The 23,572-nt window shown below is 48.3% G+C and carries 19 protein-coding genes; 9 read left to right on the top strand and 10 right to left on the bottom strand.

What is annotated here, in order from left to right:
* Positions 1 to 161: 161 nt before the first annotated feature.
* Positions 162 to 1,337 (bottom strand): ABC transporter permease, encoded by a 1,176-nt coding sequence (locus CBE68_RS03020; protein ID WP_087504569.1) that lies wholly within the window; start codon positions 1,335 to 1,337, stop codon positions 162 to 164.
* Complete coding sequence (locus CBE68_RS03015) at positions 1,337 to 2,110, bottom strand: ABC transporter ATP-binding protein (RefSeq protein WP_087504568.1); 774 nt, start codon at positions 2,108 to 2,110, stop codon at positions 1,337 to 1,339. The genes CBE68_RS03020 and CBE68_RS03015 overlap by 1 nt, the downstream gene beginning before the upstream one ends.
* A gap of 365 nt (positions 2,111 to 2,475) precedes the next feature.
* On the opposite strand from CBE68_RS03015, the gene CBE68_RS03010 reads away from it, so the two are divergent.
* The gene (locus CBE68_RS03010; RefSeq protein WP_087504567.1) at positions 2,476 to 3,105 is read left to right on the top strand and encodes an MBL fold metallo-hydrolase; all 630 of its coding nucleotides are present in this window, start codon (positions 2,476 to 2,478) and stop codon (positions 3,103 to 3,105) included.
* Between the two features lie 105 nt (positions 3,106 to 3,210).
* Positions 3,211 to 4,128, top strand: coding sequence for a recombination-associated protein RdgC (gene rdgC, locus CBE68_RS03005; RefSeq protein ID WP_087504566.1), 918 nt, complete (start codon positions 3,211 to 3,213; stop codon positions 4,126 to 4,128).
* Positions 4,129 to 4,166: 38 nt separating this feature from the next.
* On the opposite strand, the gene CBE68_RS03000 is transcribed toward rdgC, so the two are convergent.
* A complete protein-coding gene (locus CBE68_RS03000; protein WP_087504565.1) occupies positions 4,167 to 5,009 on the bottom strand; it encodes an HDOD domain-containing protein in 843 nt (280 codons plus the stop codon).
* A gap of 185 nt (positions 5,010 to 5,194) precedes the next feature.
* Here CBE68_RS03000 and trhP point away from each other — a divergent pair, with 185 nt between their 5' ends.
* The 3 genes from trhP (at position 5,195) to CBE68_RS02985 (ending at position 9,677) form a co-directional block, all read left to right on the top strand.
* The gene (gene trhP, locus CBE68_RS02995; RefSeq protein WP_087504564.1) at positions 5,195 to 6,583 is read left to right on the top strand and encodes a prephenate-dependent tRNA uridine(34) hydroxylase TrhP; all 1,389 of its coding nucleotides are present in this window, start codon (positions 5,195 to 5,197) and stop codon (positions 6,581 to 6,583) included.
* A 152-nt stretch (positions 6,584 to 6,735) separates the two neighbouring features.
* On the top strand, positions 6,736 to 8,733 hold the full coding sequence (locus CBE68_RS02990) for a GumC family protein (RefSeq protein WP_087504563.1): 1,998 nt from the start codon (positions 6,736 to 6,738) through the stop codon (positions 8,731 to 8,733).
* 158 nt (positions 8,734 to 8,891) lie between these two features.
* Positions 8,892 to 9,677, top strand: a complete 786-nt coding sequence (locus CBE68_RS02985; protein WP_087504562.1) for a peptidylprolyl isomerase — start codon at positions 8,892 to 8,894, stop codon at positions 9,675 to 9,677.
* A 2-nt stretch (positions 9,678 to 9,679) separates the two neighbouring features.
* On the opposite strand, the gene CBE68_RS02980 is transcribed toward CBE68_RS02985, so the two are convergent.
* Positions 9,680 to 10,912: an EAL and HDOD domain-containing protein gene (locus CBE68_RS02980; RefSeq protein ID WP_087504561.1), complete on the bottom strand. Its 1,233-nt coding sequence runs from the start codon at positions 10,910 to 10,912 to the stop codon at positions 9,680 to 9,682.
* Positions 10,913 to 11,357: 445 nt separating this feature from the next.
* On the opposite strand from CBE68_RS02980, the gene CBE68_RS02975 reads away from it, so the two are divergent.
* Together CBE68_RS02975 and CBE68_RS02970 are read left to right on the top strand one after the other, a co-directional pair.
* Positions 11,358 to 12,719, top strand: a complete 1,362-nt coding sequence (locus tag CBE68_RS02975) for a reprolysin-like metallopeptidase (RefSeq protein ID WP_087504560.1) — start codon at positions 11,358 to 11,360, stop codon at positions 12,717 to 12,719.
* 77 nt (positions 12,720 to 12,796) lie between these two features.
* A complete protein-coding gene (locus CBE68_RS02970) occupies positions 12,797 to 13,501 on the top strand; it encodes a hypothetical protein (protein ID WP_087504559.1) in 705 nt (234 codons plus the stop codon).
* A gap of 5 nt (positions 13,502 to 13,506) precedes the next feature.
* On the opposite strand, the gene radA is transcribed toward CBE68_RS02970, so the two are convergent.
* Positions 13,507 to 14,874, bottom strand: coding sequence for a DNA repair protein RadA (radA, locus tag CBE68_RS02965; protein ID WP_087504558.1), 1,368 nt, complete (start codon positions 14,872 to 14,874; stop codon positions 13,507 to 13,509).
* A gap of 94 nt (positions 14,875 to 14,968) precedes the next feature.
* Here radA and CBE68_RS02960 point away from each other — a divergent pair, with 94 nt between their 5' ends.
* Complete coding sequence (locus CBE68_RS02960) at positions 14,969 to 17,428, top strand: PilZ domain-containing protein (RefSeq protein ID WP_087504557.1); 2,460 nt, start codon at positions 14,969 to 14,971, stop codon at positions 17,426 to 17,428.
* Positions 17,429 to 17,432: 4 nt separating this feature from the next.
* Here the strand turns inward: CBE68_RS02960 and serB are convergent, their stop codons facing one another.
* A complete protein-coding gene (serB, locus tag CBE68_RS02955) occupies positions 17,433 to 18,491 on the bottom strand; it encodes a phosphoserine phosphatase SerB (RefSeq protein ID WP_229744611.1) in 1,059 nt (352 codons plus the stop codon).
* Between the two features lie 86 nt (positions 18,492 to 18,577).
* Here serB and CBE68_RS02950 point away from each other — a divergent pair, with 86 nt between their 5' ends.
* The gene (locus CBE68_RS02950; protein WP_087504556.1) at positions 18,578 to 19,234 is read left to right on the top strand and encodes an AhpA/YtjB family protein; all 657 of its coding nucleotides are present in this window, start codon (positions 18,578 to 18,580) and stop codon (positions 19,232 to 19,234) included.
* A gap of 11 nt (positions 19,235 to 19,245) precedes the next feature.
* Here CBE68_RS02950 and CBE68_RS02945 read toward each other — a convergent pair whose 3' ends face one another.
* The 4 genes from CBE68_RS02945 to CBE68_RS02930 form a co-directional block, all read right to left on the bottom strand.
* Entirely contained in the window at positions 19,246 to 19,728 is a 483-nt protein-coding gene (locus tag CBE68_RS02945) for a GNAT family N-acetyltransferase (RefSeq protein WP_087504555.1), read from the bottom strand.
* A 704-nt stretch (positions 19,729 to 20,432) separates the two neighbouring features.
* Entirely contained in the window at positions 20,433 to 20,681 is a 249-nt protein-coding gene (gene tatB, locus CBE68_RS02940; protein ID WP_087504554.1) for a Sec-independent protein translocase protein TatB, read from the bottom strand.
* 9 nt (positions 20,682 to 20,690) lie between these two features.
* Positions 20,691 to 20,903 (bottom strand): twin-arginine translocase TatA/TatE family subunit, encoded by a 213-nt coding sequence (tatA, locus tag CBE68_RS02935; RefSeq protein ID WP_087504553.1) that lies wholly within the window; start codon positions 20,901 to 20,903, stop codon positions 20,691 to 20,693.
* Positions 20,904 to 20,992: 89 nt separating this feature from the next.
* The gene (locus CBE68_RS02930) at positions 20,993 to 23,035 is read right to left on the bottom strand and encodes a PhoX family protein (RefSeq protein WP_087504552.1); all 2,043 of its coding nucleotides are present in this window, start codon (positions 23,033 to 23,035) and stop codon (positions 20,993 to 20,995) included.
* Positions 23,036 to 23,572 lie beyond the last annotated feature (537 nt).

The raw sequence follows: 23,572 nt of genomic DNA, 5'->3' as shown, positions 1-23,572 counted from the left end.
CGATAAACGACTCCTTTGTTGACATCACGTCGACTTCTGACAGCTTGCATAAGCTTATGGTTAACAGGGACTTTTGCTATTTGTCGGGCAGCAATAATTGATAAAAGGTACAGCCAGAGCACAAACAACAAGCAATCAACAAATGTGCTCTGGCCTAGATTTTAACGAAATAGCACTTGCTCACGCTGACACCAACGGACAGCAAGTCGAGTCAGAAGCCAAGCGACAAAGCCAGCATTGGCCCAGATCAGCAGCAAGTAGCCCCACGCTAAGGTTCCTTTGGCTAATTCCTTAATCGCCAAAGCCACATTGGAGAGCGGCACCATGGCCCACCAGAAATTCATTTCAATACCGGGCAGCGAGGCCAGTAGTAGCGGTAAAAATGGCAGGGTAAAGGCAAATCCCATGTAGGTTTGCGCTTCTTTAAAGCTACGCGCATAAAAAGAGATCGCCATCATTAAAGCTCCAAACATGATACATGCAGGGATCACAGACAACAGAATTAAAATAAAGTCATGGAAATGAAAACTTTGCATTGCTTCTTTGACCACGTCGATGTTCAAACCGAATGCTGCCGCTGCGCCCCAACCCGCCATACTGAGAAGCATTAGTGAAGCAGTGATAAACGCGGTGGTTGAGACCAATGCAATTTTTGCCAACACGATTTCAGTGGTCGACAGCGGCAACATCAGCAAGGTTTCGAGCGTACCGCGCTCTTTCTCACCTGCGCCAATATCGACTGCCGGATAAATCGCCCCAGACAGAGCAATAATTAACATGAGGTAGGGTAAGAATCCGCCAACAGCCTCACCAATGGTTTCACGCTCATCGGCAATTGACTGTTTCTCAAGGGTAATAGGATTCAGCCACCGTTGTTGCTGTGATTCATCCAACCCCTGACTCAACAGTTGAGTCGTCTGCCATTGCCGAGCAAGTTCCGCTTTCACTGTATTAATCAGTCGAGTCGAGCGTGAAAACACCTCGGCACCGTTGTAATGCAGGATCCAGGTGGCGTTTGGCATCACTCCTTGTACTTCAAGCACCAAGTCAACTTGTCCTTCGGCTAACGCTTGCTGAGGGCTGACATCTCTCGCCAGTGTTGTTCGAGATAAACCTTGCTGTTTGTTCAATGCGGCAACAACAGAATAATCGGAAAATTCACCGCGAACGTCATAGCGAATGGTTTCTTGTTGTTTAGCTGTAGCCACAGAGGCTGTAACCCCCATGCTGATCGCCATAATGATTGGCATAATGAGCAGCGGCGTCAGAATCATGGTCATCATGACTCGCCGATCACGGGTTAACTCCAGTAGTTCCTTTTGATACAGATGCCACATTAGGCTGCTCCTCCTTGTTGCAAGCAATGACGCAATGCCAGATTGAGTGAATCGGCCTGAAAATACTCAAGAAACTCAGGACAAGAACCAAAGAAACAGCGCTTACCTTCGTGAATGACAACAATCCGGTCACATAGCAACTGCACTTCATCCATGTGGTGCGTTGCAAACAACACTGTTTTTCCTGCCTGCTTCTGTTGTTCAATACAGCTCAGTACCTGCTCGGTGGCAACGATATCAAGCCCAGTGGTTGGCTCATCGAAAATCACTAATTGCGGATCGTGTACCAGCGCTCGAGCAATAGCAGCGCGCTGTCGCATGCCAGTGGATAACTCCGACACTTTGCGATCAAGAAACTGTTCAAGTTTTAGTTGTTCGGAGAGTAATTCGATTTGTTGTCGCACTTGCTCTGAAGCAAGGCCATAACTGCGAGCGAAGAAATTAAGGTTTTCTCGGACAGTTAAGCGCTCATAAAGCCCTTTGCTACCGCTCAAGAAACCAAGCTGGCGGCGATAGCCTTGAGAGTCAGAATCAACATCAGCCAAATCGGTTTCGACCGTACCTTGATCTGCTTTCAGGATGCCACTGAGCAATCGAAGCGTAGTTGTTTTGCCAGCCCCATTGGCGCCAAGTAAACCAATCACTTCGCCAGCTTGAGCTTCAAAACTGATATCTGAAAGTGCCTGAAACCATTTTCCATTAAGTCGGTTAGTGGGCACGTTAGCCTTTTTGTCGACCCTAAATCGCTTCGACAAACCTTGTACTTTAATCATTCCTTGATTCCTTTAATATTGACCTGATTGTACCAATCCATGGAGACATTTACCCTCTCAGCGTTACGAAAAAGCAGTCAATCAAGAAAGCGGATTTACAGCGTAGTGATTCTACGTAGTAAGTTCGATGACGATGAGTGACTGCTTTTTCTTAAAGCCCGAAGGGAGCGTGTCAGAACTGCTATTTTTGCGTTATTTCAAGTTGAAATAGAATAAATATTCCTAACTTAAAATGCCTGAAACTAGCGACTCTGACTTCGCTCTGAGTGGAGCAAATGTCTACATGGATTGGTATTAGTCTACAGAGCAGCCCTATTTTTGTTAAGCTGCGACCACACATTGTTACCATTTAGCTGCCATACCTTATGAACTATCAGATTATTCCCGTTACTGACTTCATGCAAAATTGCACCTTACTTTGGTGTGAACAAAGCAAGGAAGCGGCCATCGTTGACCCTGGTGGCGACATGGAGCAAATCATCGCCGCAGTCGAACAACGGCAACTCAAAGTGAGCAAAATTCTACTTACTCATGCCCACATCGATCACGCTGGTGCCACGGCCAAACTGGCTGCAGATTTAACCTGCGATATTGAAGGTCCACACCAAGAAGACAAATTCTGGATTGATGCGTTACCGCAGCAGAGTCAAATGTTTCGTTTTCCCAAAGTCGACGGGTTTACCCCAACGCGATGGCTCCAACAAGGCGATCAAATCACCGTAGGCAAACGAGTATTGGAAGTACGTCATTGCCCTGGACACACTCCGGGCCATGTCATTTTTGTTGATCATGACAATCAGCTAGCCATTGTCGGTGATGTCATTTTCAAAAATTCTATTGGCCGAACCGATTTTCCCAAAGGCGACCACGCCACATTAATAGAGTCGATTCAGCAACAAATTCTTTCATTGCCAGCCGACACCACCTTGTTGCCGGGTCATGGCCCAACCACCACGGTCGGTCAGGAGCAACGACAGAATCCTTATATTCGCTAGTACGTTAGCTAGCGTTGCCGCATTATCCTTGCGGCAACGCTTGTTCCTCAATCGACTTTGTGGCTCAATATCGTCCCCTTTTTTGGCAATAAGCGAAGACACCTCATGTGGTTTAAGAACCTGATTTTTTACCGTTTCACCAAACCGTTCGAGCTCTCTGATGAAAAATTCGAGCAAGCTCTTAGTGAATTTGCATTTCACCCATGTGGTTCTCAAGACATCAGCCAATATGGCTGGACTTCACCTTTTGGTCAGCATCACGATGCGCTGCTGCACGTTGCCAATGACTGCTTCTGGGTCACTGCTCGCAAAGAAGAGAAAATCATTCCAGCAGCAGTTGTCAAAGAAGAAGTAGAAGAAAAAGCCTCTCAGATCGCCGACGCAGAACAACGAAAAGTCAGCAACAAAGAAAAGCAACAGCTCAAAGACGAAGTCATTACTACCTTGTTGCCGCGAGCATTTAGCCGTTTCGCCAGCACATCAGCTTTCATTGATAAGAAAGAAGGGTTATTGGTCGTTGATGCTGCCAGCCACAATAAAGCAGAGGAGCTATTAGCCTTGCTTCGCAAGAGCCTTGGCACCCTCCCGGTTTTACCAGTTGAGGTAATGCAAGCGCCGGCGTACGTGATGACTCAATGGCTAGAAAACGGCACCTGCCCTGCCCCATTTACCATCACCGACGAAGCGGAGTTGTCTGAAATTGGTGATGATGGTGCAGTTGTCCGCTTTAAACGCCAAGCTCTCGATGGCGACGAAATCAAGGTTCATTTAGAAGCAGGCAAGCAAGTAGTGAAGTTGTCGTTAATGCTGGATGAGCGAGCGGAGCTCATTGTCCAAGATGACTTAACCATCAAGCGCTTGAAATTCACTGAGCTGGTAACAGATGAGAATGATGAGGTCGGTGACGAAGACCCACTCGCTCGACTGGATGCTGATTTCAGCCTGATGTGCGGTGAAATTCGGGTGTTAATTAAAGCCCTGCTCAATGCCATGGGCGGAGAATTACTGCCAGAACAACGTTAAATTGACACCCGCCGCTTCAATGCGGCGGGTATCACAGCTTATTCGTAAAGCGTCCGCTCTTGCGCCAGCTTGTTGATAAACTCTGGACACAAAAACACATCGGTAGAGCTGATCACACCTTTATCAACGTAATATTCCAACTCATCTTTGACATCAACTTGCTGCTCACTGTATTGCATATACAGGTGACCAAGACGGATAAAATCCAAGTACTCAACGTCATCACTTTGGAAGCTCTGATTGCGCCATTGCCACACTACTCGAGCAAAATCTTCACCAAGGTTCCAATGACGGACGATATGAACCCCAACCGTACAACTTAGCTGTTCAATGGCGTTGTCCAAGAAAGCGGCCGAAATCATATCGGGCGCTTGAACTTCAATCTCGGTCAAAATCGGCAAGGCGCCAATTTCATGGAGTAAACCTGCCAGCGCCAATCGGTCACGAGAAATTGCGGAGCGTTTATGGGTGTTCAGGTATTCTTCTGACAACGCCACCGCCGCGCATGACACCGAAATGCTCTGGTGCCATATTTTGCGCAAACAGTTTTTCACCGTTTGGTTATTGGAAATAAACAACTGCTCAAGTGCCATCGCAATAGCGACATTCTTAATCGCACGCAAACCAATTCGGAAAACCGCTGTCGAGACTGAATCAATATTTGCAGAGCGGCTGTTGTAGGCAGTGCTAGCCACTCGGATAATCCGAGCAGATAGAGCGGTATCGGTGGACACCACGCGAGCAATATCATGGAGTGTACTGGCAGGGTCATCTGCCACATCACGAATTTTAACGGCCACTTCTGGCAGCGTAGGAAGCACTAAGGCATCTTGTCTAATTTTCTCGGTGAGTATTCCGAGCAAAGCACTTTCAGTAGACATAAGTCCCTTAAGTTATTGTTTTCGTTTTATTCAAAAAGCTGACTGATAGCTAAATCCATCGTCAAAACACAAATTAGTCGGCCATTTGGACTGGTTAAACTATCAGCAAATTTGCATGGTGACGGCTACAGACGTAAAATCGCGCGCCGTTTACTATAGTTCATCATTGTCAAAAGTGAGGCCACATGTTTAGCCCAGAATTGCTATCACCTGCCGGTACCCTAAAAAACATGCGCTACGCATTCGCGTACGGCGCTGACGCCGTTTACGCAGGCCAGCCTCGCTACAGTCTGCGGGTTCGGAATAACGAATTCAATCATGAAAACCTTAAAAAAGGTATTGATGAAGCGCACTCTCTCGGCAAAAAGTTATACGTGGTCAACAATATTTCCCCGCATAACACAAAGTTACGTACTTTTATTAAAGACCTCCAACCTGTCATTGATATGAAGCCCGATGCACTGATCATGGCTGATCCGGGGTTGATTTCTATGGTTAGAGAGCATTTTCCAGACATGCCAATTCATTTGTCAGTACAGGCCAATGCGGTCAATTGGGCGACGGTGAAATTCTGGCAACAGATGGGAATCACCCGCACCATTTTGTCGCGCGAGTTATCGCTCGACGAAATTGAAGAGATCCGTCAGCGTGTCCCTGAAATGGAACTTGAAGTGTTCGTTCACGGTGCCTTGTGCATGGCTTATTCTGGCCGTTGTTTGCTGTCGGGATATATCAACAAGCGCGATCCGAATCAGGGCACTTGTACCAACGCCTGTCGTTGGAAATATGACGCCCATGAAGCAACTGAGAACGAAGTCGGTGATGTCGTCGCCATCGACCCTAATGCGCAACAGCATATTGAGAGCGAATTGGCCAAAGCGCCAGCGACATTAGGCGAAGGGCTACCGACCGACAAGATGTATCTGCTGCAAGAAGGCAATCGCCCAGGCGAATACATGCCAGCATTCGAGGACGAGCATGGCACTTACATCATGAACTCAAAAGACCTGCGTGCTGTCGAGCACGTTGAGCGTCTAACAAAGATGGGTGTTCATTCGTTAAAAATTGAAGGTCGCACCAAGTCGTTTTATTACTGTGCTCGTACTGCTCAGGTATACCGCAAAGCCATTGATGATGCAGTTGCCGGTAAGCCGTTTGATCCCAACTTGCTGGCATCGTTGGAACACTTGGCACACCGAGGTTACACCGAAGGCTTTTTGCGTCGCCACACTCACGATTCTTACCAAAACTATGACTACGGCTATTCAGTGAGCACCAGTCAGCAGTTTGTCGGTGAAATTAAGGGGCGCATGGCCAATGGCTTGGTCGAGGTAGAGGTGAAAAACCGCTTCGATAAAGGTCATCACGTCGAATTGATGACACCAAAAGGTAACCTAAGCTTTACCCTGGATCACATCGAAAATGGTAAAGGCGAATCCATGGAAGTGGCGCCAGGCAATGGCTATACCGTTTATCTGCCAGTACCGGAAGAAATCGACGTCAGCCATGGCTTATTGATGCGCAACCTCGATGGTGACGCCAATACACGCCAACCTTTCGTCAACGTCGGATAATCGAGCTTATCTACTCCCCCGCTAAGCGCGGGGGCAACGCACAAAGCCTCATGGTTCTAGCGCTACGCTAGCCTCTTTTTTATTGAGCTGTTACATTCGTCATCAAGGACTCGTGCCAAACTCCAGGGCAGTAAGGAAAAGGACTGAATCGAATGGCTTTCGGACCGGAAATCGATGTCACCGCAGCATCGTCAAACCTCCAACAACAGCAGCAAGCTCAGGCGGATGCCAACACCCGCAAGCGAGTACTGTTTGGTAGTTTCTTTTCCATTCTGATTGTCGGTTTGATCGCGGTTTGGATTCGTTCGCCGATTTATCAAAGCTCAGCATTGGTCCAACTGACTTTTCCGGACATAGGAACAGTGGCTCCTGAAGCCATGGCTGAGCGAGCATTCGCTGTCAGTGAACGCAAACTTCAGAGTGAAGGTCTGCAAAATTCACTACTACATACCCTTAATGACTCCGGCTTTAGCATCGATGGTGAGCGACTGTCAGCAATGCTGAGTAGTGACGGCGAACCTTCTCAGCGTATGCTTACTCTGTATGTACGCGATCACGATCCGCAGCTTACCTTGCCAGTAATGGACGCTTGGCTTGCGCTTTATCTGCAAGAATATCAACAACAGCAAGGCCAAAGCTCAAACAAGAATCAACACCAGACCAACGACAAACTAGCTGATTTAGAAGCACGATTGGCCGATCGCAGACAAACTCTAGCGACCTTTAGTGCTGAGCATGATGTCAGTTCGATTCAGCAAGATGAAAATCGCGCGCTGAATAAAATGAAAAATGTCACTAAAGCATTGAATGAAGCCGAGAAGCAACAGATTGAAGCTGCAGCGCAGTTAAAAGCCATTGAACAGGCCAAACAACAAGGCTCTCCAATCGCCAGCCCTGATGCCAAACAACAAGCGCAACGATTGCGCGCTAGTATATTGACTATCGAACAGCAGCTTGCTGAACTGAGTGAGCGTTTCACCGATAAGTACATGGCGCTCGATCCAGACATCGTTAAAAAAACTCGCAAACTGGAAGAGCAAAAACAGCAACTTGCCAATTTAACCAGTAATAGTGCTGCATTGTACGAGGCCGATACCAAACAAAGCCTAGTCGATGCCAAAGGCAAAGTAACAGCGCTTACAGCACAACGGGAACAACTCCGAGCAGAAACGATGGCGGCCAAGGAACGACTTGCCGACTATCGAATTATGAATGAGGAATTAGTCCTGCTAGAGAATCAGATTAGAGCACACAAAGCCAAACTCATTGACTTGGAAGTTGTGCAATCTGATGTGCCCAGAGTTGATGTATTGGAATATCCGTCGGCACCAACTTTTCCTATTGGTCCAAATTACTGGCTCCACTCATTGTTTGTGTTGATTGCAGCAGTGCTCGGTGCCCTGATTAGTTTGCAGGTACTTGCCCTTGTTTCGGTAAAGCGGCCAACCGGGCCCACTACGGCAAATTACACCATCGTTCAGAATGCTCCAGCCAGCGCCGCGCTCGGCAGTTCCATGAATCAGCAACTTGAGCATCAGCCGCCGCACCAACGCCTTACAGAAGCCCCCCAACCACAAGCCATAAGTCAGCGCACGCCTGCTGCGACCATTGCCCCTGCTGCGGGTATGCCTCGGCAGTTAATGACTGAGGAATTGGTCGCGTTACAAGCTCAGGCGCCTCAAGATGCCAAAATCGCCATAGCGCTGCTATTGAGTGGCGTAGCACCAACTGAGTTGCTTGCGATTAATGAAGAGCAGTTCGACCTCGAACAACAAATGCTCCACATATCTGGCCGTTTTCAACGGTCTCTGAAACTACCGTCACAACTGATACAGCTGATTAACACCTTGAATCTCACACCACAGGCTCCGTTGTGGCCTCAGCATCAAGATGGCGAAATGGATCTCGCGGATATCGATGCCATGCTGTCAATCGCCGCGGAAGACATCCAGCTACAACAAGCTAATCAACTGTCGCTGGATACAGTGCGGCACAGTTACCTCTGTTTCATTACTGAGCAGGGATGTAAATTGTCGGAACTTGAATCGGTTGCCGGTTACATCCCGCCGAAACAACTTAGCTGGTACCGAAACCTGGCAACAGATGTAGTCGCAGCACCGGAGTTGATTCATCCCGCGGCACAAAGCTAAAACAAACTGTTAACAAAACACTCTTTTTTTGTGCTGTACTTCAATTAACGCCAAGATCAGTCCCGAACGGTCATCTAACTGTGCCATAATCGCCAGCCGCTCGGGCTTCGTCGGCCCGCTGCAACCTTCAAACAACGTAACAAGTAGTAGAAGTATTTATGTTGCCTAATACACTTTCGAAATTGCTCCTCCCTGCAGCAATATGCTGTAGCCTTGCAGCGCCAATCGCCAATGCCACTGTCGTTCATGTCAAAACTTCGCAAGGCGATTTTGATATTAACCTGTTCGACAACACCACACCGAAAACGGTTGATAACTTTTTGCAGTATGTCGAGCGTGAAGCTTACTCCAATATCATCGTTCATCGCTCCGTACCCGGCTTTGTCGTTCAATCCGGTGGCTATTCATATAACTCTGAGTCGGGCATGCTCGAAGTGGTCGAGCAAGATCCTGCCGTTGATAACGAGCCTGAGCTGTCTAATGTACGTGGCACCATCGCCATGGCTAAGCTTGGTTCCGATCCCAACAGTGCAACGTCGCAATGGTTCTTTAATCTGAGCAACAACGCGGCAAATCTGGACAACCAAAATGACGGTTTCACCGTGTTTGGTATCGTCATGGGTGACGGAATGGAAGTGATCGACGCCATTGCCGATCTACCAGTTTACAATGCGGGCTCACCACTGAACGCGTTGCCGTTGCAATCAGAGCCAGCCAGCGATGAGCCGCTCACCGACGAGCATTACGTCATCATCGAGTCGATTACCGTCATTGATCCCAATGAAGATACCAATCTCGATTTGCTACCACCAGCAACCACCAAACCACCAACAAGTGGTGGTAATGGTAGTGATGGCGGTAGCTCTGGTGGCGGCGGCAGTACCGGCTTGTTGAGTTTGCTTGCACTCGCTGGACTGAGCCTACGGCGGTTATGGCGGCGTTAAAGCTAGCTGACGTCTTTACTTTCAGTAGTCGAGCCAAGTAAGGCATTGCTCCAACCAATCGCTTCCTGATAAAACGCAGGAAGCGATTCATCCGCTAACCCCAAACGATCCGACATTGCCGGGATGCTCTCCCAGATCGCTCGCTCATAATCCAAAGCCAAATTCAGGTACGGCGCAATGACTCCTCGCCGATGGATCACTGCATCCTTGATGTGTTCTGAGACCGGAATCTTTTCCATAATCACATCAATCGGTTGATCCAATATCGCATCAAGTAACGAAAACAGCCCCGCCAAGAACGCCGCAGGCGCATGATTTTGCTCTTGTTTGGACGTCAGTAGCTCGCAAAAACGTGCGCGAGTAATGGATAAGCGCAGCAACTCATCGGGCTTGTCCTGAGCCAAATTAGCTGCGGCAATAAGCGCCAAGAACTTGCGCAGTTCAGTTTCCCCTAAATACACCAGCGCTTGCTTAATCGAGGATATATCCGAAGGGTGGGCAAAGAATGAGGAGTTCACAAACCGCAGCAACTTATAGGTCAACGACACATCGCGTTGAATAATGGTATTCAATTCGGAAAAATCGCATTCTGGCTGCGCTAACTTCGCCAAAAGTTCAACCAAGTTGGTTTGTGAAGGGTTTAAACCACGACGCTGGATGATTTCCGGCCGGCTAAAGAAATAGCCTTGGAAATACTGAAATCCCATTTGCCGCATCTTCTCGTATTCTTCTGGCGTTTCCACCTTCTCAGCGAGCAGCTCGATATCAAAATCGAGTTTTAGCTTTTTAATTGCCAGAATCTGCTTCGGCGTACTGGCCTGAATATCGACTTTAATCATATCGACAAAGGGCAGCACTGAGCGCCAAGCGTCCTGGTATGCAAAGTCATCTAGTGCGATTCGGTAGCCAAGTTGCTTTAGTTTTTGACAAATACTGACGAGTTCTGGACCCGGCTCAATATCCTCAAGCAGTTCGATCACGACTCGCTCTTTCGGCAGTAATTCAGGCACACGAACGAGGAGCGACAACTCGGGAAAGTTAATGAAGGCTGGCGCATCGCCAATGAGTTCTTCAAAGCCGAGGTGGAGATGACTTCCTGCAACCAACTTGGATGTTGCCTCGTGAGCATTGATACGAGGAAAAACATTGTTCAAGCTATCTCTGAACAACAGCTCGTAACCGACCAAATTGCGGTCAGCATCAACAATGGGTTGTCTTGCGACATAGATATACATAAATACTGCAACTACCCGTAGTTTTGCCAAGTAGGCGAAAGGAGCTGAAAGTCTACTCGAAAGCTGTTGAGGGTTTCATCCACAACGAAGTTGATTAGTGACCGTTATCTAACTCTTGCGCGCAGAGCCGGTCTTGGCGGTAAGCAACCAGCAGCGGGCTCATGCCAAAAAAGTGACAAAAATCACACTTTTAATCATTTATTTGTTGATTATGTGTCGCCAGACCGCCGAGTTAGCTGGTGAAAAAACAGACGATTAACTCACTTAGAGCTTATACAGCGAGCATTGGAGAGCTGTTATCTTGAGTTGCTTTCAACAAAACATCTCTTTAACATTGCAGTCACATTCGAAAAGAATTCGAATACCTATACCTAGCTTTAATGGACGCGCGCCAATTTTGGATAACCATGGAAAGGTTGCTACGTAAAGTTTAGGAGCACCCGTCATGGGCAAATCAAAAACTAAACTGGCACAAATCTGTTCTTGTGCCATCGCTGCAACAATTGCTTTTTCTTCTTCTGCTTTAGCAACCACAGTCGATGTAATGGTGCTCTACACCGACGGTATCACTTCGCGTTATGGTGCTAGCGTAGACTCACGTATCAATCAAGTCATTAGTGTATCTAACCAGGTCTATAGCGATAGCGCTTTGAACTTGCAATTGCGTCTAGTCCACAGCCAAAAAATTAGCTATACCGACAACAACCACCCGCAAACTGCACTCGAAGAATTGTCCTGCGACTTGACTCGTTTTCAGACTCACAATGAGTGTAATCGAGGTAGTGCTTTTAGTTCAGTTGATAGCTTGCGTGACCAACATGGGGCGGACATGGTCGTACTCATGCGTCCATACAAGAGCGCTCATAATGGCGTCTGTGGCATCGCTTGGGTTGGTGGTAATGGCACCAACGGCGATTTTAGCAACAAGGTTTGGCGTGAAACAGCCATGAGTGTCGTTGGCCTCGATGGTCCTTGTGCAGACTGGGTGACGTCACATGAGTTGGGCCACAACATGGGGTTGACCCACTCATCGCTGCAAGATGCTAGAGGTGGTACATACTCATGGGCTTGGGGTCATGGTAAAACCAACGACTTCGCGACCATCATGGGATATGCGTGGGTGTTTGGCAACGACACTCGCAAAGCCTACAACTTCTCAAATCCAGACTTGGACTGCTATGGCTCTCCATGTGGCATACCAAAGAATCAAGCGGGAGCTGCTGATGCCGTTGCTGCGCTGAAAGTAGTGGCGCCACAAATTGCAGCCTATACCGCAGCGACGTCAGGCGGTGGCTCAGATAATGGTGGTGGCACTCCCCCTCCAGCCGGCTCACCTGAACAACTCAAGCAAATTTTCATCCAAGAAAAAGAAACCTTGGCGGCGTTGAAATTAGTCAAAGATCAAAAGAAACAGGAATTGCTGGCTGCCAAAACGCCGTATAAAGAAGCTCATTTAGTCTATAAAACTGCGTTGAAAGCATATCAATCTGCGCTTAACAAACAGCAGAAATATCTGGATAAAGTCAACGTTGCAACAGCCCAATACAATGCTTCATCAGGTGAAAGCCTTAGCTATCAACAAAAATTGTTGGCTAAAGTACAAAAACATACTGATGCGTATAACACCGCAACTCAAGTGGTTAACGACACTGCTCAACAACTGAATGCGGTGACGCCAGCGTATCAAGCGGCACTCAACGCATACAATGCGGCGGTCACAGCTTTTAATACGGCTAAAGCGGCAGTCGTTGACCAGAAGGTAGTGGTTGAAAATGCCAAACAGAACTACATCAACTCAAAAGCCTAATTTTGCTATTGTATTTTGAGTCATGAAACATGATTGGCTGAGAGTTCGCTCTCAGCCTTTTTGTTTGAGGATGCCCTATGAAACGCGCAGTTTTCTTGGTTTTGCCAATCGTTTTGGCTGTAGGCTTTGCGGTTAGTTACCTAATGACCGGAGATGATCTGCCAGCTGCAGGCTCTGAGTCTAATGCCACCGCCGCGCAAACAAGCACAAAATCACCTGACGGTAACTTTAAGCCACTGGCACCACTCGCGCCCGCGGAGACGGTGAAACCAATTCAACTTATCGATCCGCAAGACACAGCCGTACTCGAAGTATCAGAGCAGAACCTAGATACTGACACTCAGCCTTGGCAGGCTCACGATAATTATGACATCGCCATTCCAGATGAAATTGCTGCAGCACCCAGCTTTCAACTGGTCACCATAACACCAGCAATGGAGAGCGAAATCAGTATCGGTGATGTGATTGAACTGCCGCTAAGCGAGGCGGGAGAAGTGATTACTGTTGAAGTGACAGCCGAGACTCTCCACGAAAACGGTGATTATTCTTGGCAAGGAAAAACTATCGACGGTAACCAAAGTTATCCAGTGATTGTAACCCAAGGACCAAACGGCACATTCGGCTCCATTGCCACGGCAGATGGCACCTACACATTAACGACTGTCGACGGAAAGGGGGTGGTTTACAAAAATCCTCCGTTACCCGACACTCATGATGATGACTTCTTGATACCGCCGATCTCAGATGGCGATGATCACGCCGATCATGGGCATAACCATTGAGCCATTTATATTTGTTCAAGCGCTTCTGACAAATTTCTCACGGCAACCACATCAATCCCCGAAACGGACTGTTTCGGGGCATTGGCAAGAGGCACAATTGCTTTTTTGAAGCCATGCTTGGCCGCTTCTTGAATGCGCTCAATGCCATTGGCTATGGGGCGAATTTCTCCCGATAAGCCAACCTCTCCGAATACCACCCAATCATGGGGGATAATGCGGTCTCGGAAGCTGGAAACCAAAGCCAGCAACAACGCTAAATCAGCTCCAGTTTCAGCCACTCGGACGCCACCAACGACATTGACAAAGACATCTTGGTCAGCCATTTGCAGGCCACCATGCCGGTGCATGACAGCTAACAGCATTGACAGCCGATTTTGCTCTAAACCAACCGACACTCGTCTTGGGTTTGCCAATTGCGAACTATCGGCAAGCGCCTGAATTTCAACTAGCAGTGGCCTTGTTCCCTCCCAGACCACCATCACCACACTGCCAGCTGACTGTTCTTCTGCTCGTGACAAGAAAATCGCCGAAGGATTGGAAACCTCTTTCAATCCTTGCCCGGTCATCGCGAAAACACCAAGCTCATTAACGGCGCCAAATCGGTTTTTAGTGCCACGCAATGTTCGATATCGACTATCGGCAGAGCCATCGAGCATAATGGCGCAATCGATACAGTGCTCAAGTACTTTCGGGCCAGCCAAAGAGCCGTCTTTGGTCACATGGCCAACCATCACAATGGCGATTCCAGTTTGTTTCGCAAAACGGGTCAAGTAAGCGGCCGACTCTCGCACCTGCGATACGCTGCCTGGCGCCGATTGAATGTCGTCTAAGTGCATCACTTGGATCGAATCAATGACCATAATGTCTGGTTTTTCGGTTTCAGCCAGCGCACAGATATCAGCGACATTGGTTTCAGCCAACATGCGCAACTTATCACTCGGTAACCCCAAACGCGTCGCCCGCATTGCTACCTGTTGGAGCGATTCCTCGCCCGTCACATATAAAGCGTTACGTTGATTCGCTAGATAACACATCACTTGTAGCAGCAAGGTACTCTTACCGGCGCCAGGGCTACCGCCTATCAGAATCGCCGAACCCGGCACCACCCCACCGCCAAGTACCCGGTCAAGTTCATTGAAACCACTGGTAAACCGTGGAACCTGCTGAAGATCAATCTCTGCTAGGGTTTGAACTTTGGCAGCCGTTGCACCGGCGTAGCCCTGTCTACCTGTTGAACTGGCTTTACTTTTTGTCGAGCCTAAACGGACTTCCGAAATAGTATTCCATTCGTTGCACTCGCTACATTGGCCTTGCCATCGAGGAAAATCCGCGCCACATTCAGTACAAACGTAAGCCGTCTTGGTTTTCGCCATATGTTATCTCCGCTATGATGCTGGCATACTAAGTGCTTAACTAATCGATGCACAACAATTAATTGACACCTGCACCCAAGCAGGGCTTTGCTGGATGAATATTGAAGATTACCGCCCTCTGATTGAGCAGCTCAAACCCTTAGTCAAAGATCCAGACTTTGAGGATTTACTCGCTCGATTTCTCCGTTCTGAGCCAACGAAGAAGCAGTTTTTCATCAAAATGGAGCTAAAGCGACTTGCCGAGCCTTGCATTCGAGTGCTGGACGTTCGAAGTCGTGCCGGCGAATCCTGCCGTGAAGTTCAAGCTGGTAGCATTACCCACTACCTTGATTCTGCAACCCAAGCGGTGTTCGATGCCCAGATGAAGATATTTGGGCGTTACACCATGGGAGTTTACGAAGCGGTAATTGACAAAGACAAAGCGCTGCGTGCCGCTTCGAAAATGCAGATGTCGGCTGTCGCTGACGAACAAACCGATGACCAACAAAGCGTCGTCAGTGCGATGTATAACCTCCCGCTGTTACATCTCGGCAAATCTGTCAAACGTCAGTCGGAACGACTCATTCTTTCCGCCAAGGTAACCGCCACACTGCCAGCTGATCGCGAAATCGAAGCCTCGATCTCGGATTTCTCCATACAGGGGATGAAACTGCGAGTAGATGCGCACATTTATTTGATTGAAAACGCACAAATTAGTATTGATTTGAGCTTCATGCGCGCTCGCGATGATCATGAAAGTGATCATTGGCAAGCAACCTATCGGCTGCTGGGCATTCACAAGCAAAACAATTTGTACAAGTGGCTTCGATTACAGCGTGTCGACAATGACGCCCTATTGAGTGAGCGAATTCAACGCTACTTTGAGGCCCAACATAAACGCCTCACCGTCGATACCGATGCATCCGTCGAGTCCGTAAGAGCCCGAGGTTTTGAGGATGCCTATTTCCGTCAAATGTCAGCGGTTCCAGTTCTTATAGGGCTTGGCGACAATGGCCTTGAACCGCAAGTCGCACTGCGCAGCGAAGCCAACAGTGCCATTTTCGATTTCTGGCGAGGCCTCGATGGCAATGTCTGGCTCGGCGATGTATTTACCCCGGCACGACTCCGTGAAATGGCCGCCAATGCCCGCAACGGCCAAGCCACGCTGTTTTATTGTTTCAATCATCTGTCCGGTGGCAAATTGCATTACTATGTCGCCAGCCACCAGCAGTTGGTCAAAGAAGGTCTACTCGATTTGTTTTTTGGCTTCGCAAGCCACCGAGACAGCTGGCGGGTATTCTCGGCATCGATTCATACCTTGTCGGTAGATGATGCGGAGCGACCATTATCACTGCCCGATGATCTACCAGAATACAAGCATCAGCCAATCGACCGTGCCACCAGAGCGAGACTCAAGCCCCTTAAGGGAGTGATCTATCTATTTGATGTTACCAGTCGCACCGGCACTCATTGCTACCGCAGCAATTACAGCGCATCGGATCAAAACCCGAATGATCTAAAACGCTTTCAGATCGCCACTGGTAAAATGACCATCCATGAAGAGGCATTTGAATTTCGTCATCAACGCAGTGAAGTCAGATACCTATACCGCACACCGATCAATGCCAAAATCGCCGAGCGGGCAGCAACCGGAACAACCTTGAACCTGTCAGGTAAAGGTCTGCAAGTGCAGCTCAAGAAACCATTGCCGTTGGCCGTTGGTGACCCAATTTCGATATCGCTTCCGCAATTGCAAAAGCTCAACAGCAAAGTGAAGTTAATGGAAGTGCCTTATCGAGTGGTAGCGATGAATCAATCGCAAACCTTAATTAGCATGCGTATCAACTCGGATACAGTGCATCCAACCGTGGTGCCATTTCTCAAGCAGTTGTTAAAGACCAATGATAAGAAACTCAAACGAGCGGCAGAAAACTTAGCTCTGCCTGAGTATGTCAGTAGTTTGCGCAATATGCTGGTCCCAACACTACCGCATCCGACCATGTTTATTAGCCGAGTTGACAAGAAGATCGATATCAGCCACATCGCCAGCAGCAACGACGATAATGGCCTAGTGAGTTTTCTGCAGCAGTTATTCGGCCAAACCGAAGCCAAGTTTTCAGACGGCGTCAACCTGACATTTTTGCAGCGTGGCGAGCGCTTTAATCAAACCATCTTGCGGCCCTTGCGAGTGCTGCAAGAGGGGGGCGGTATTTGCTATGTGGAATGTTTGGTTGCGGCAGTCAGAAACTACAAAGGCGATGTCAACCAAATTGATTGTTTGTATGTCATGAACAATACCGAACCTGAGCAGATTCGAGCATTCATCGAAGCCGCGAAGAAAAAATCTGACTTATTTGCGCTACGACTGACGCTATCGCGCTATGGCAATCCGGATATGATGTCGATTAACAAGGAACTACATTACATCAGCGATTACGCCACACATAAGGCACAGGCGCTTGAGAAAGAGTTGGCTTCCATCATGGGCATTGGCGAAATCATCGATATTACTGATGAGATGTTGATTCGGGCAGGCCTGCATCAGTCTGCCCCAAATGCCAAAGAAGCCAGTTAAACAGTTAGCTAGTGGCGCTTGCTAATAAATAATAAATGCCTTCAAGACCATGAAACTTAAGGGCTGTAGTCGCTTTGGCTGCAACGACCGGCTTAGCGTGATAAGCAACCCCCAAGGCTGCGGCATCCATCATCACTAAATCGTTGGCACCATCACCGGCAGCAACGGTTTGTGATGGTTGAATATCAAACTGTTCGGCTAACTCGATTAAGGTGTCCGCCTTACGTTGGGCATCAACAATACCACCAAGTACTTTACCGGTTAGTTTGCCGTCATTAATTTCCAGTACATTTGACACCGCCGCATCCAGTGGCAACGTCTCTTTCAGATAATCGGCAAAATAGGTAAAGCCGCCAGATGCGATGGCCACGCGCCAATTTTTTTGACGCAATGCAGTCACTAGTTCCGGCAGCCCAGGAGACATCGGCAATTGCTCACGAACCCGCGCCAAAATAACCTCGTCAGCATCAGTCAAGGTAGCAACACGTGCGCGAAGGCTTTCGGCAAAATCAAGCTTGCCTTGCATCGCCAATTCGGTGACCTCCGCGACCTGTTCACCAACTCCCGCCAACTTGGCGATCTCGTCAATGCACTCAATCTCGATCGCCGTGGAATCCATATCCATCAATAGCAACCCTGGGTGTTGAACGGTTGGCGCCTGAGTCAATAGGTTGCATTCCCACGCCTTGTCGGCGGCTAAATCTGTCAGCCGTTGCAAGTCATCTGGCACGGCGGCTAGGCCAAGCACTAGAGCTCCCATACTCTCAGGTTGATAAAGACTAGCGACCCAATCAGTGCGCACTGTCGCGACCGGTAGCAACGCCAAAATATCGCTAAGATCTTGCACATTGATTAGCCCTTGAATCACTAATCGACAACGCTCTTGGGCCAGATCAGTAGCAGATTGCGATGCGCCTTGTTGCTCAGTTTGGCTTACGATGGTGAGTTGAGCGCCATCACAGGCAGTCACTGCGCAAGGTTGGTATTGCTCGATAATCTCACAAAGGGAGGCCGATTGAGTTTGTTCGGCCGCATCGATTTCAAGCTGATAACAGAAGTTCAAAAGCTAACTCCACAGAAGATGTTTTATTCAGTGGCGATATGGTAGTAGGCTTAACTATGTGCGTAAACCTTTAAGATTTGGACACTATGCCTCATTCGACCATTCGTTTGTCACCAAGACGCCGCAGCCGCTTCATTCAGCTGCTGTTGGCGATTGGCTTACTGTTGGTTGTGTTTCAGATTATGCAAGTTTACCAACTTGGCCGACACGACATGCTGATGTCACAATCACGCAGCCTGACAAGGGCCATTGTCGAACAAAGTGCCGCCGCGACGTTACCAGCCATGCGCAATCAGGACGATACTGCGCTGGCCGAAATGGCCAATGTGCTGGTGCAAAACCCCGCTATCTATGATGTTGCTGTTTATGATCACCAAGGCCTGCTACTGGCCACCAACGACGATTACGTATCGTTAAGAGAACGGCTACCGGAGCTAACAACTGCTGATCAAGCAGAACAATTAAGCAGCCGGGTAACGTCAATCTACGATGAAGGTGAGGTCGTTGGTTTCATGCAATTGACCTTGTCCTATGCAGCCCTGCAGCATGATACGCGAGGACAAATCAGACAGCTCGATGATCAAATGCGACTGGCGCTGATCTTAGCAGCGTTGGCTGGGTTTCTTTTTTCAGGCAGTATTCGCCGAGGCATTCGGGCAGCAACCCGTTTACGCAGTCAGGAGCGCATTTACACCGCACCTGCACCACCAGAACCAAAGCCATCGGAACCAGCAAAGGACTGATAGCCGCCGGATTAATCTTGCTCGGTTTTATAAACCATCATGCCGCGAGCTTGATAATTCGACAGCGCATGAGGGTGATCCAAATCACAAGTATGAACCCACACTCGCGTTGCTTGCCATTGCCAAGCTTGCTCAATCGCTTGAGTCAGTAGATAACCACCTAACTTCAAATCCAAAAAGCCTGGAGCAACGCCAAAGTAAGCGATTTGGACGCTATCATCGGCTTGCTTTTCAAGCTCAAAATAGCCGGCAGGAGACCCCTTCCAAGTCAACATGAATAACCGTAGTTGTGCTCTATGAGCATAATCTCGCCATTGTTGGTCGCTCCACTGCGCTTTATCAAACCACTGCCAAGCCGAGCCAACGTATTGGTAAAAAAAACGATTGAGCTCGAACTGCTGCTGTTGGCATTCCGTCACTTGGGCATCTTCAGATGGCGCCAACTTGGGCCGCAGTGATTCAGGCTGAGTCATTTCCAAGTAGTAAATAGTCATGTTCGAACGGTGAGTTGCTAGAAAAAAGAAAGCCCCGACACATTCGTGCCGGGGCTATTTACATCGTTTGCAAGTTCCTGTTTGCGAGTCGTTCCCTCTTACATTCCTTTGCGATGTTCTTCCGTGAATCTTTCCTGATCAATCCAAGATCGTCCAGAGTCCGTTCAAAGCTCAATCCTGAGCCATCTTGTTCCTTGCGTCCTGCTGGCTATCCTAAGCCCGCATCCCGGTTAGCGTCCTGCCAACGGGGATTAAAGATACAGCATTGCTATTTGTGAGCAATCGCTCTGAAACAATTGATTTACAAGACACTAAATTGAAATAAATCAAAGAACAATATAACCAATTGTTAAATATATAAATAATAAAAACTCCGAACAAATATTATGCAGCTCAAGTATAGTTTTACGCACATGCTTGTGAGATATATCTCACAAGCAAATGGCAAATCTCTATGCATTCTTAACATGAATCTTGCGGGTCACTTAACTTGAGATTTGGCGGCAAGATGAGACGCTATACACCGCGCGACAACAGAACGGTGTCTAATTATCCTAAAGGCAAATGGAGAACAGCTTTGACTTGTCAGGTTGCTTGATATGGAAAGGGAGCCTATCGTCGAAATTGCAAAAACAATATGAAGCTATCGGTAGCACTTGTAACGGGTGACTAGAGTAGCAAGTGCAGGAGCGATATGTTCTCGGTCAATCACTCCCATTTACTCGCTTTCGAACTCTCGGCCCTTTAGCTAATCGCTGCTTCGGCAACTGTTGCGCTATTTCACCAAGCGACAACTCGTCCTCCAGCTTAGCGACGAAGTCACCAAGCCATTGTTTTGCACTTCGGTATTGAGCAAGCAACGAGCGAATGGTTGCGGGTAGCCGATGAGGGCCAACGACAATTATCCCGACGATAGAAATCAGCGCTAGTTCCCAAAAACCCATGTCGACCATGGCTGTCTCCTAACTATTGGCTGTTGAATTACCAGTAAGACGAGACTGTTCATCATCACCAAGCTCTGTGGCACCTGTTTTGGGTTCTTCGGCTGCGGCTTGTTTGAAGCCCTTAATGGCTGATCCCAAATCGCCACCAAAACCACGAAGACGCTTGGTCCCGAACAGCAAAGCAACAATGACGGCGATTATCGCCAGCTGCCAGACACTAACTCCTGCCATAACTTATCCTTGATGCGGAAATAAAAAGATGTACACAAACCGATAAGGCAGCCAAATGCTGACCGCCTTATCGAGAGAATTATTGGTGTTTAAACACCCAATTCACCGCCGTCTGATTTGCGAATAGCAACTACAGACGCTCGTGGCCGCAGACTCATCCCAGCAGGAGTTTGCTCTGCGGCATTGCTGCTGTAGGGCCAGTTTCCTGGATGCTGAATTGACACAAACATCGTGGTGTAGTCTGGCGTGATGGTGAAACCTGTGACCTCACAGCCATTTGGGCCAACAAAGAAGCGACGCAATTGGGCCTGGTTGTCGGCATTGATAACATCAAGGTTGCCATCGGCGTCGGTTAGTTGAGAAGGTACTACTGCCAACATTTGATCGTTGGTGTAGTTCTCAACTTCATCAGCGCCATTGTCAGTCTGAATCCACATAATGCCGCGTTGATCGAATGCCAAGCCATCTGGGCTAGCAAACTGGTTAAACTCATTTAATCCAGACAAGTTGGTATTGGCGTCACCCGCCGCATCGGAACCAAAGACAAAAATATCCCAAGTGAACTCAGTGTGCGCTTCGCCCTCATCCCAGCGGATGACATGACCAAACTTATTGTTGAGTCGAGGGTTGGCCGGATTAGTACCCGTGGTTTCATCACGGCGAGTATTGTTAGTGAGAGTCAGATACACCGAGCCAGTGAATGGGTCAACCGCGCACCATTCCGGGCGATCCATTGGTGTTGCGCCAACCAAGTCAGCTGCGCCGGCGGTGTTGAGGATGATGTCTGCTAAAGTGGCAAAATGATCGGCAAGCACACCACCGTCAGTGGTCATGCTATCCAGAGTCAGCGGCAACCAAGAGCCAACACCATCGGCATCAAAACGAGCAACGTACAGCGTTCCGGCATCCATGTATTTATCACCCATCGCCATGCGATCTGTGGTTTCCGCATCAGCCGGGTCCCAAAGTGCATCAGATACAAACTTGTACATGTATTCAAAGCGTGAGTCATGGCCCGAATAGAAGACGATTGGTTGACCTTCGGCTAGTTTGCCAAAAGTGCAACCTTCGTGACGGAAACGGCCCAGTGCAGTGCGTTTTACCGCTCGAGAGTTAGCCGTGTATGGGTCAATTTCAACGATATAGCCATGGCCATTGGCTTCGTTACGATAGTCTTCTGAGGCACTATTTCCCGTTGGCGTGACGTCAAAGCGAGTAAATTCATCGACCAATTCTTCATCTGAGCCCGCGACTGTTTCCCAGCCATATCGCGTGGTACCTGATGTATCGATGCCAATACGGTCTTGATCAGCTGTTGTCGCCCCTTTATTAATGAAGTAACCCGGCCAATTCTCTTCACAAGTCAGATACGTGCCCCATGGGGTATAACCATTGCCGCAGTTATTGAGGGTGCCGCGAGCTTGGCTACCATCTGGCGAAAACGGTGTTTCCAACATGCTCGAGTTGGCCAACGGCCCTGAGATATCCATTGTCGTCGCACCAGTGTAGCGACGATTGAGTGGGTCATTATCAACGGTTTGCCACTGACCACCTTGCAATTGGATCCTTACCACCGCAACACCATGGGCATTAATTTCTTTGCGGACTTGATCAACACTGCTGCGAATGCCATCTGCATCTTTGTCGCTGCCATTTGGATGCAACGCATTTTGGTCAATGTATTCGTGATTCACACACAGCAGACCATCGGTGCCTTCGTCATTCAACGGAAAGAAATGCAAACCGTCATGATGCATACCCATGGCATTGGCTTGGTCGGTGGCATTGTTGGTGCCATCTGCTTGCCACGCTGAACCTTCTGCAGTGATCGGCTGTCCCCAAGGCGCAAGCACCTGAGCTGTGTATCCAGGCGGAACGCTAACAGCATCCGTTTTTGAGCCAGCAATTGAATCAAAACCAAGACTAGCCTTTGATACGGCTGCCGCACTGCTTCCAGAGTTGTTGCTCGAACCACAACCTGCAAGACCAAATGCACCAAAGGTTGCCATGGCACTGAGACCTAAGCCCCCCTTGAGTACACCACGGCGCGATAGGTGGGCTTCAAGAACATGGTCAAAATCGGGATTTTTGCTTTTGTTAAAACGAGTTGGATTAAAAATTTCCTTGCTCATAATTCTCTCCAGCGTTTAAAGGAATGCTGGCTTCAGCCAGTCTTAAACGCTCAAACTAAGGGGAGAAAGTGACAAGTTCTTGATAGTTCGGTGAAGCTAATAGTGATTTTTGTTGTCGCTTTTATGACGAGCAAAGTAAATTTTCAGTCGGGGCAAAAAAAAGAAAGGCCCCGAACCTCAAAGGTTCGGGGCCGAGTAGCATTGTGCAAGTTTCCGTTTGCTGTAGAAATCCCTTACACATTCCTTTGCTTCGCTCTTCCTTGAACGTTCCTCGTACTCCTTGTACGTGTCCAGAGTCCTTTCAAAGCATCTTCCTGATGCCATCAACTTCCTTTTGCATCCTGCAGACCATCCTAGTCTTAGTTCCTTGTGTCAGCATCCTGCCAACGCTTATTAATCTACGCCGATGATGAAAAAGGACAATGTCGCGATATGAAAAAAAAATGCAGAAAATACCAACCAACAACCCGCAACAAAAAAATAAATCTTTTTATTCAATAAATTAAAATAAAACCAACAGAAAAATCATGTAGTAAC

The organism is Neiella marina, assembly GCF_002165625.1.
Taxonomy (GTDB): Bacteria; Pseudomonadota; Gammaproteobacteria; order Enterobacterales; family Neiellaceae; genus Neiella; species Neiella marina.
This window is presented reverse-complemented; position numbering and strand designations above follow the sequence as displayed.

Coding starts and splice junctions, on each gene's coding strand:
- CBE68_RS03020 (WP_087504569.1), bottom strand. CDS start 1,337: ATGTGGCATCTGTATCAAAAGGAACTACTGGAGTTAACCCGTGATCGG.
- CBE68_RS03015 (WP_087504568.1), bottom strand. CDS start 2,110: ATGATTAAAGTACAAGGTTTGTCGAAGCGATTTAGGGTCGACAAAAAG.
- CBE68_RS03010 (WP_087504567.1), top strand. CDS start 2,476: ATGAACTATCAGATTATTCCCGTTACTGACTTCATGCAAAATTGCACC.
- rdgC (WP_087504566.1), top strand. CDS start 3,211: ATGTGGTTTAAGAACCTGATTTTTTACCGTTTCACCAAACCGTTCGAG.
- CBE68_RS03000 (WP_087504565.1), bottom strand. CDS start 5,009: ATGTCTACTGAAAGTGCTTTGCTCGGAATACTCACCGAGAAAATTAGA.
- trhP (WP_087504564.1), top strand. CDS start 5,195: ATGTTTAGCCCAGAATTGCTATCACCTGCCGGTACCCTAAAAAACATG.
- CBE68_RS02990 (WP_087504563.1), top strand. CDS start 6,736: ATGGCTTTCGGACCGGAAATCGATGTCACCGCAGCATCGTCAAACCTC.
- CBE68_RS02985 (WP_087504562.1), top strand. CDS start 8,892: ATGTTGCCTAATACACTTTCGAAATTGCTCCTCCCTGCAGCAATATGC.
- CBE68_RS02980 (WP_087504561.1), bottom strand. CDS start 10,912: ATGTATATCTATGTCGCAAGACAACCCATTGTTGATGCTGACCGCAAT.
- CBE68_RS02975 (WP_087504560.1), top strand. CDS start 11,358: ATGGGCAAATCAAAAACTAAACTGGCACAAATCTGTTCTTGTGCCATC.
- CBE68_RS02970 (WP_087504559.1), top strand. CDS start 12,797: ATGAAACGCGCAGTTTTCTTGGTTTTGCCAATCGTTTTGGCTGTAGGC.
- radA (WP_087504558.1), bottom strand. CDS start 14,874: ATGGCGAAAACCAAGACGGCTTACGTTTGTACTGAATGTGGCGCGGAT.
- CBE68_RS02960 (WP_087504557.1), top strand. CDS start 14,969: ATGAATATTGAAGATTACCGCCCTCTGATTGAGCAGCTCAAACCCTTA.
- CBE68_RS02950 (WP_087504556.1), top strand. CDS start 18,578: ATGCCTCATTCGACCATTCGTTTGTCACCAAGACGCCGCAGCCGCTTC.
- CBE68_RS02945 (WP_087504555.1), bottom strand. CDS start 19,728: ATGACTATTTACTACTTGGAAATGACTCAGCCTGAATCACTGCGGCCC.
- tatB (WP_087504554.1), bottom strand. CDS start 20,681: ATGGTCGACATGGGTTTTTGGGAACTAGCGCTGATTTCTATCGTCGGG.
- tatA (WP_087504553.1), bottom strand. CDS start 20,903: ATGGCAGGAGTTAGTGTCTGGCAGCTGGCGATAATCGCCGTCATTGTT.
- CBE68_RS02930 (WP_087504552.1), bottom strand. CDS start 23,035: ATGAGCAAGGAAATTTTTAATCCAACTCGTTTTAACAAAAGCAAAAAT.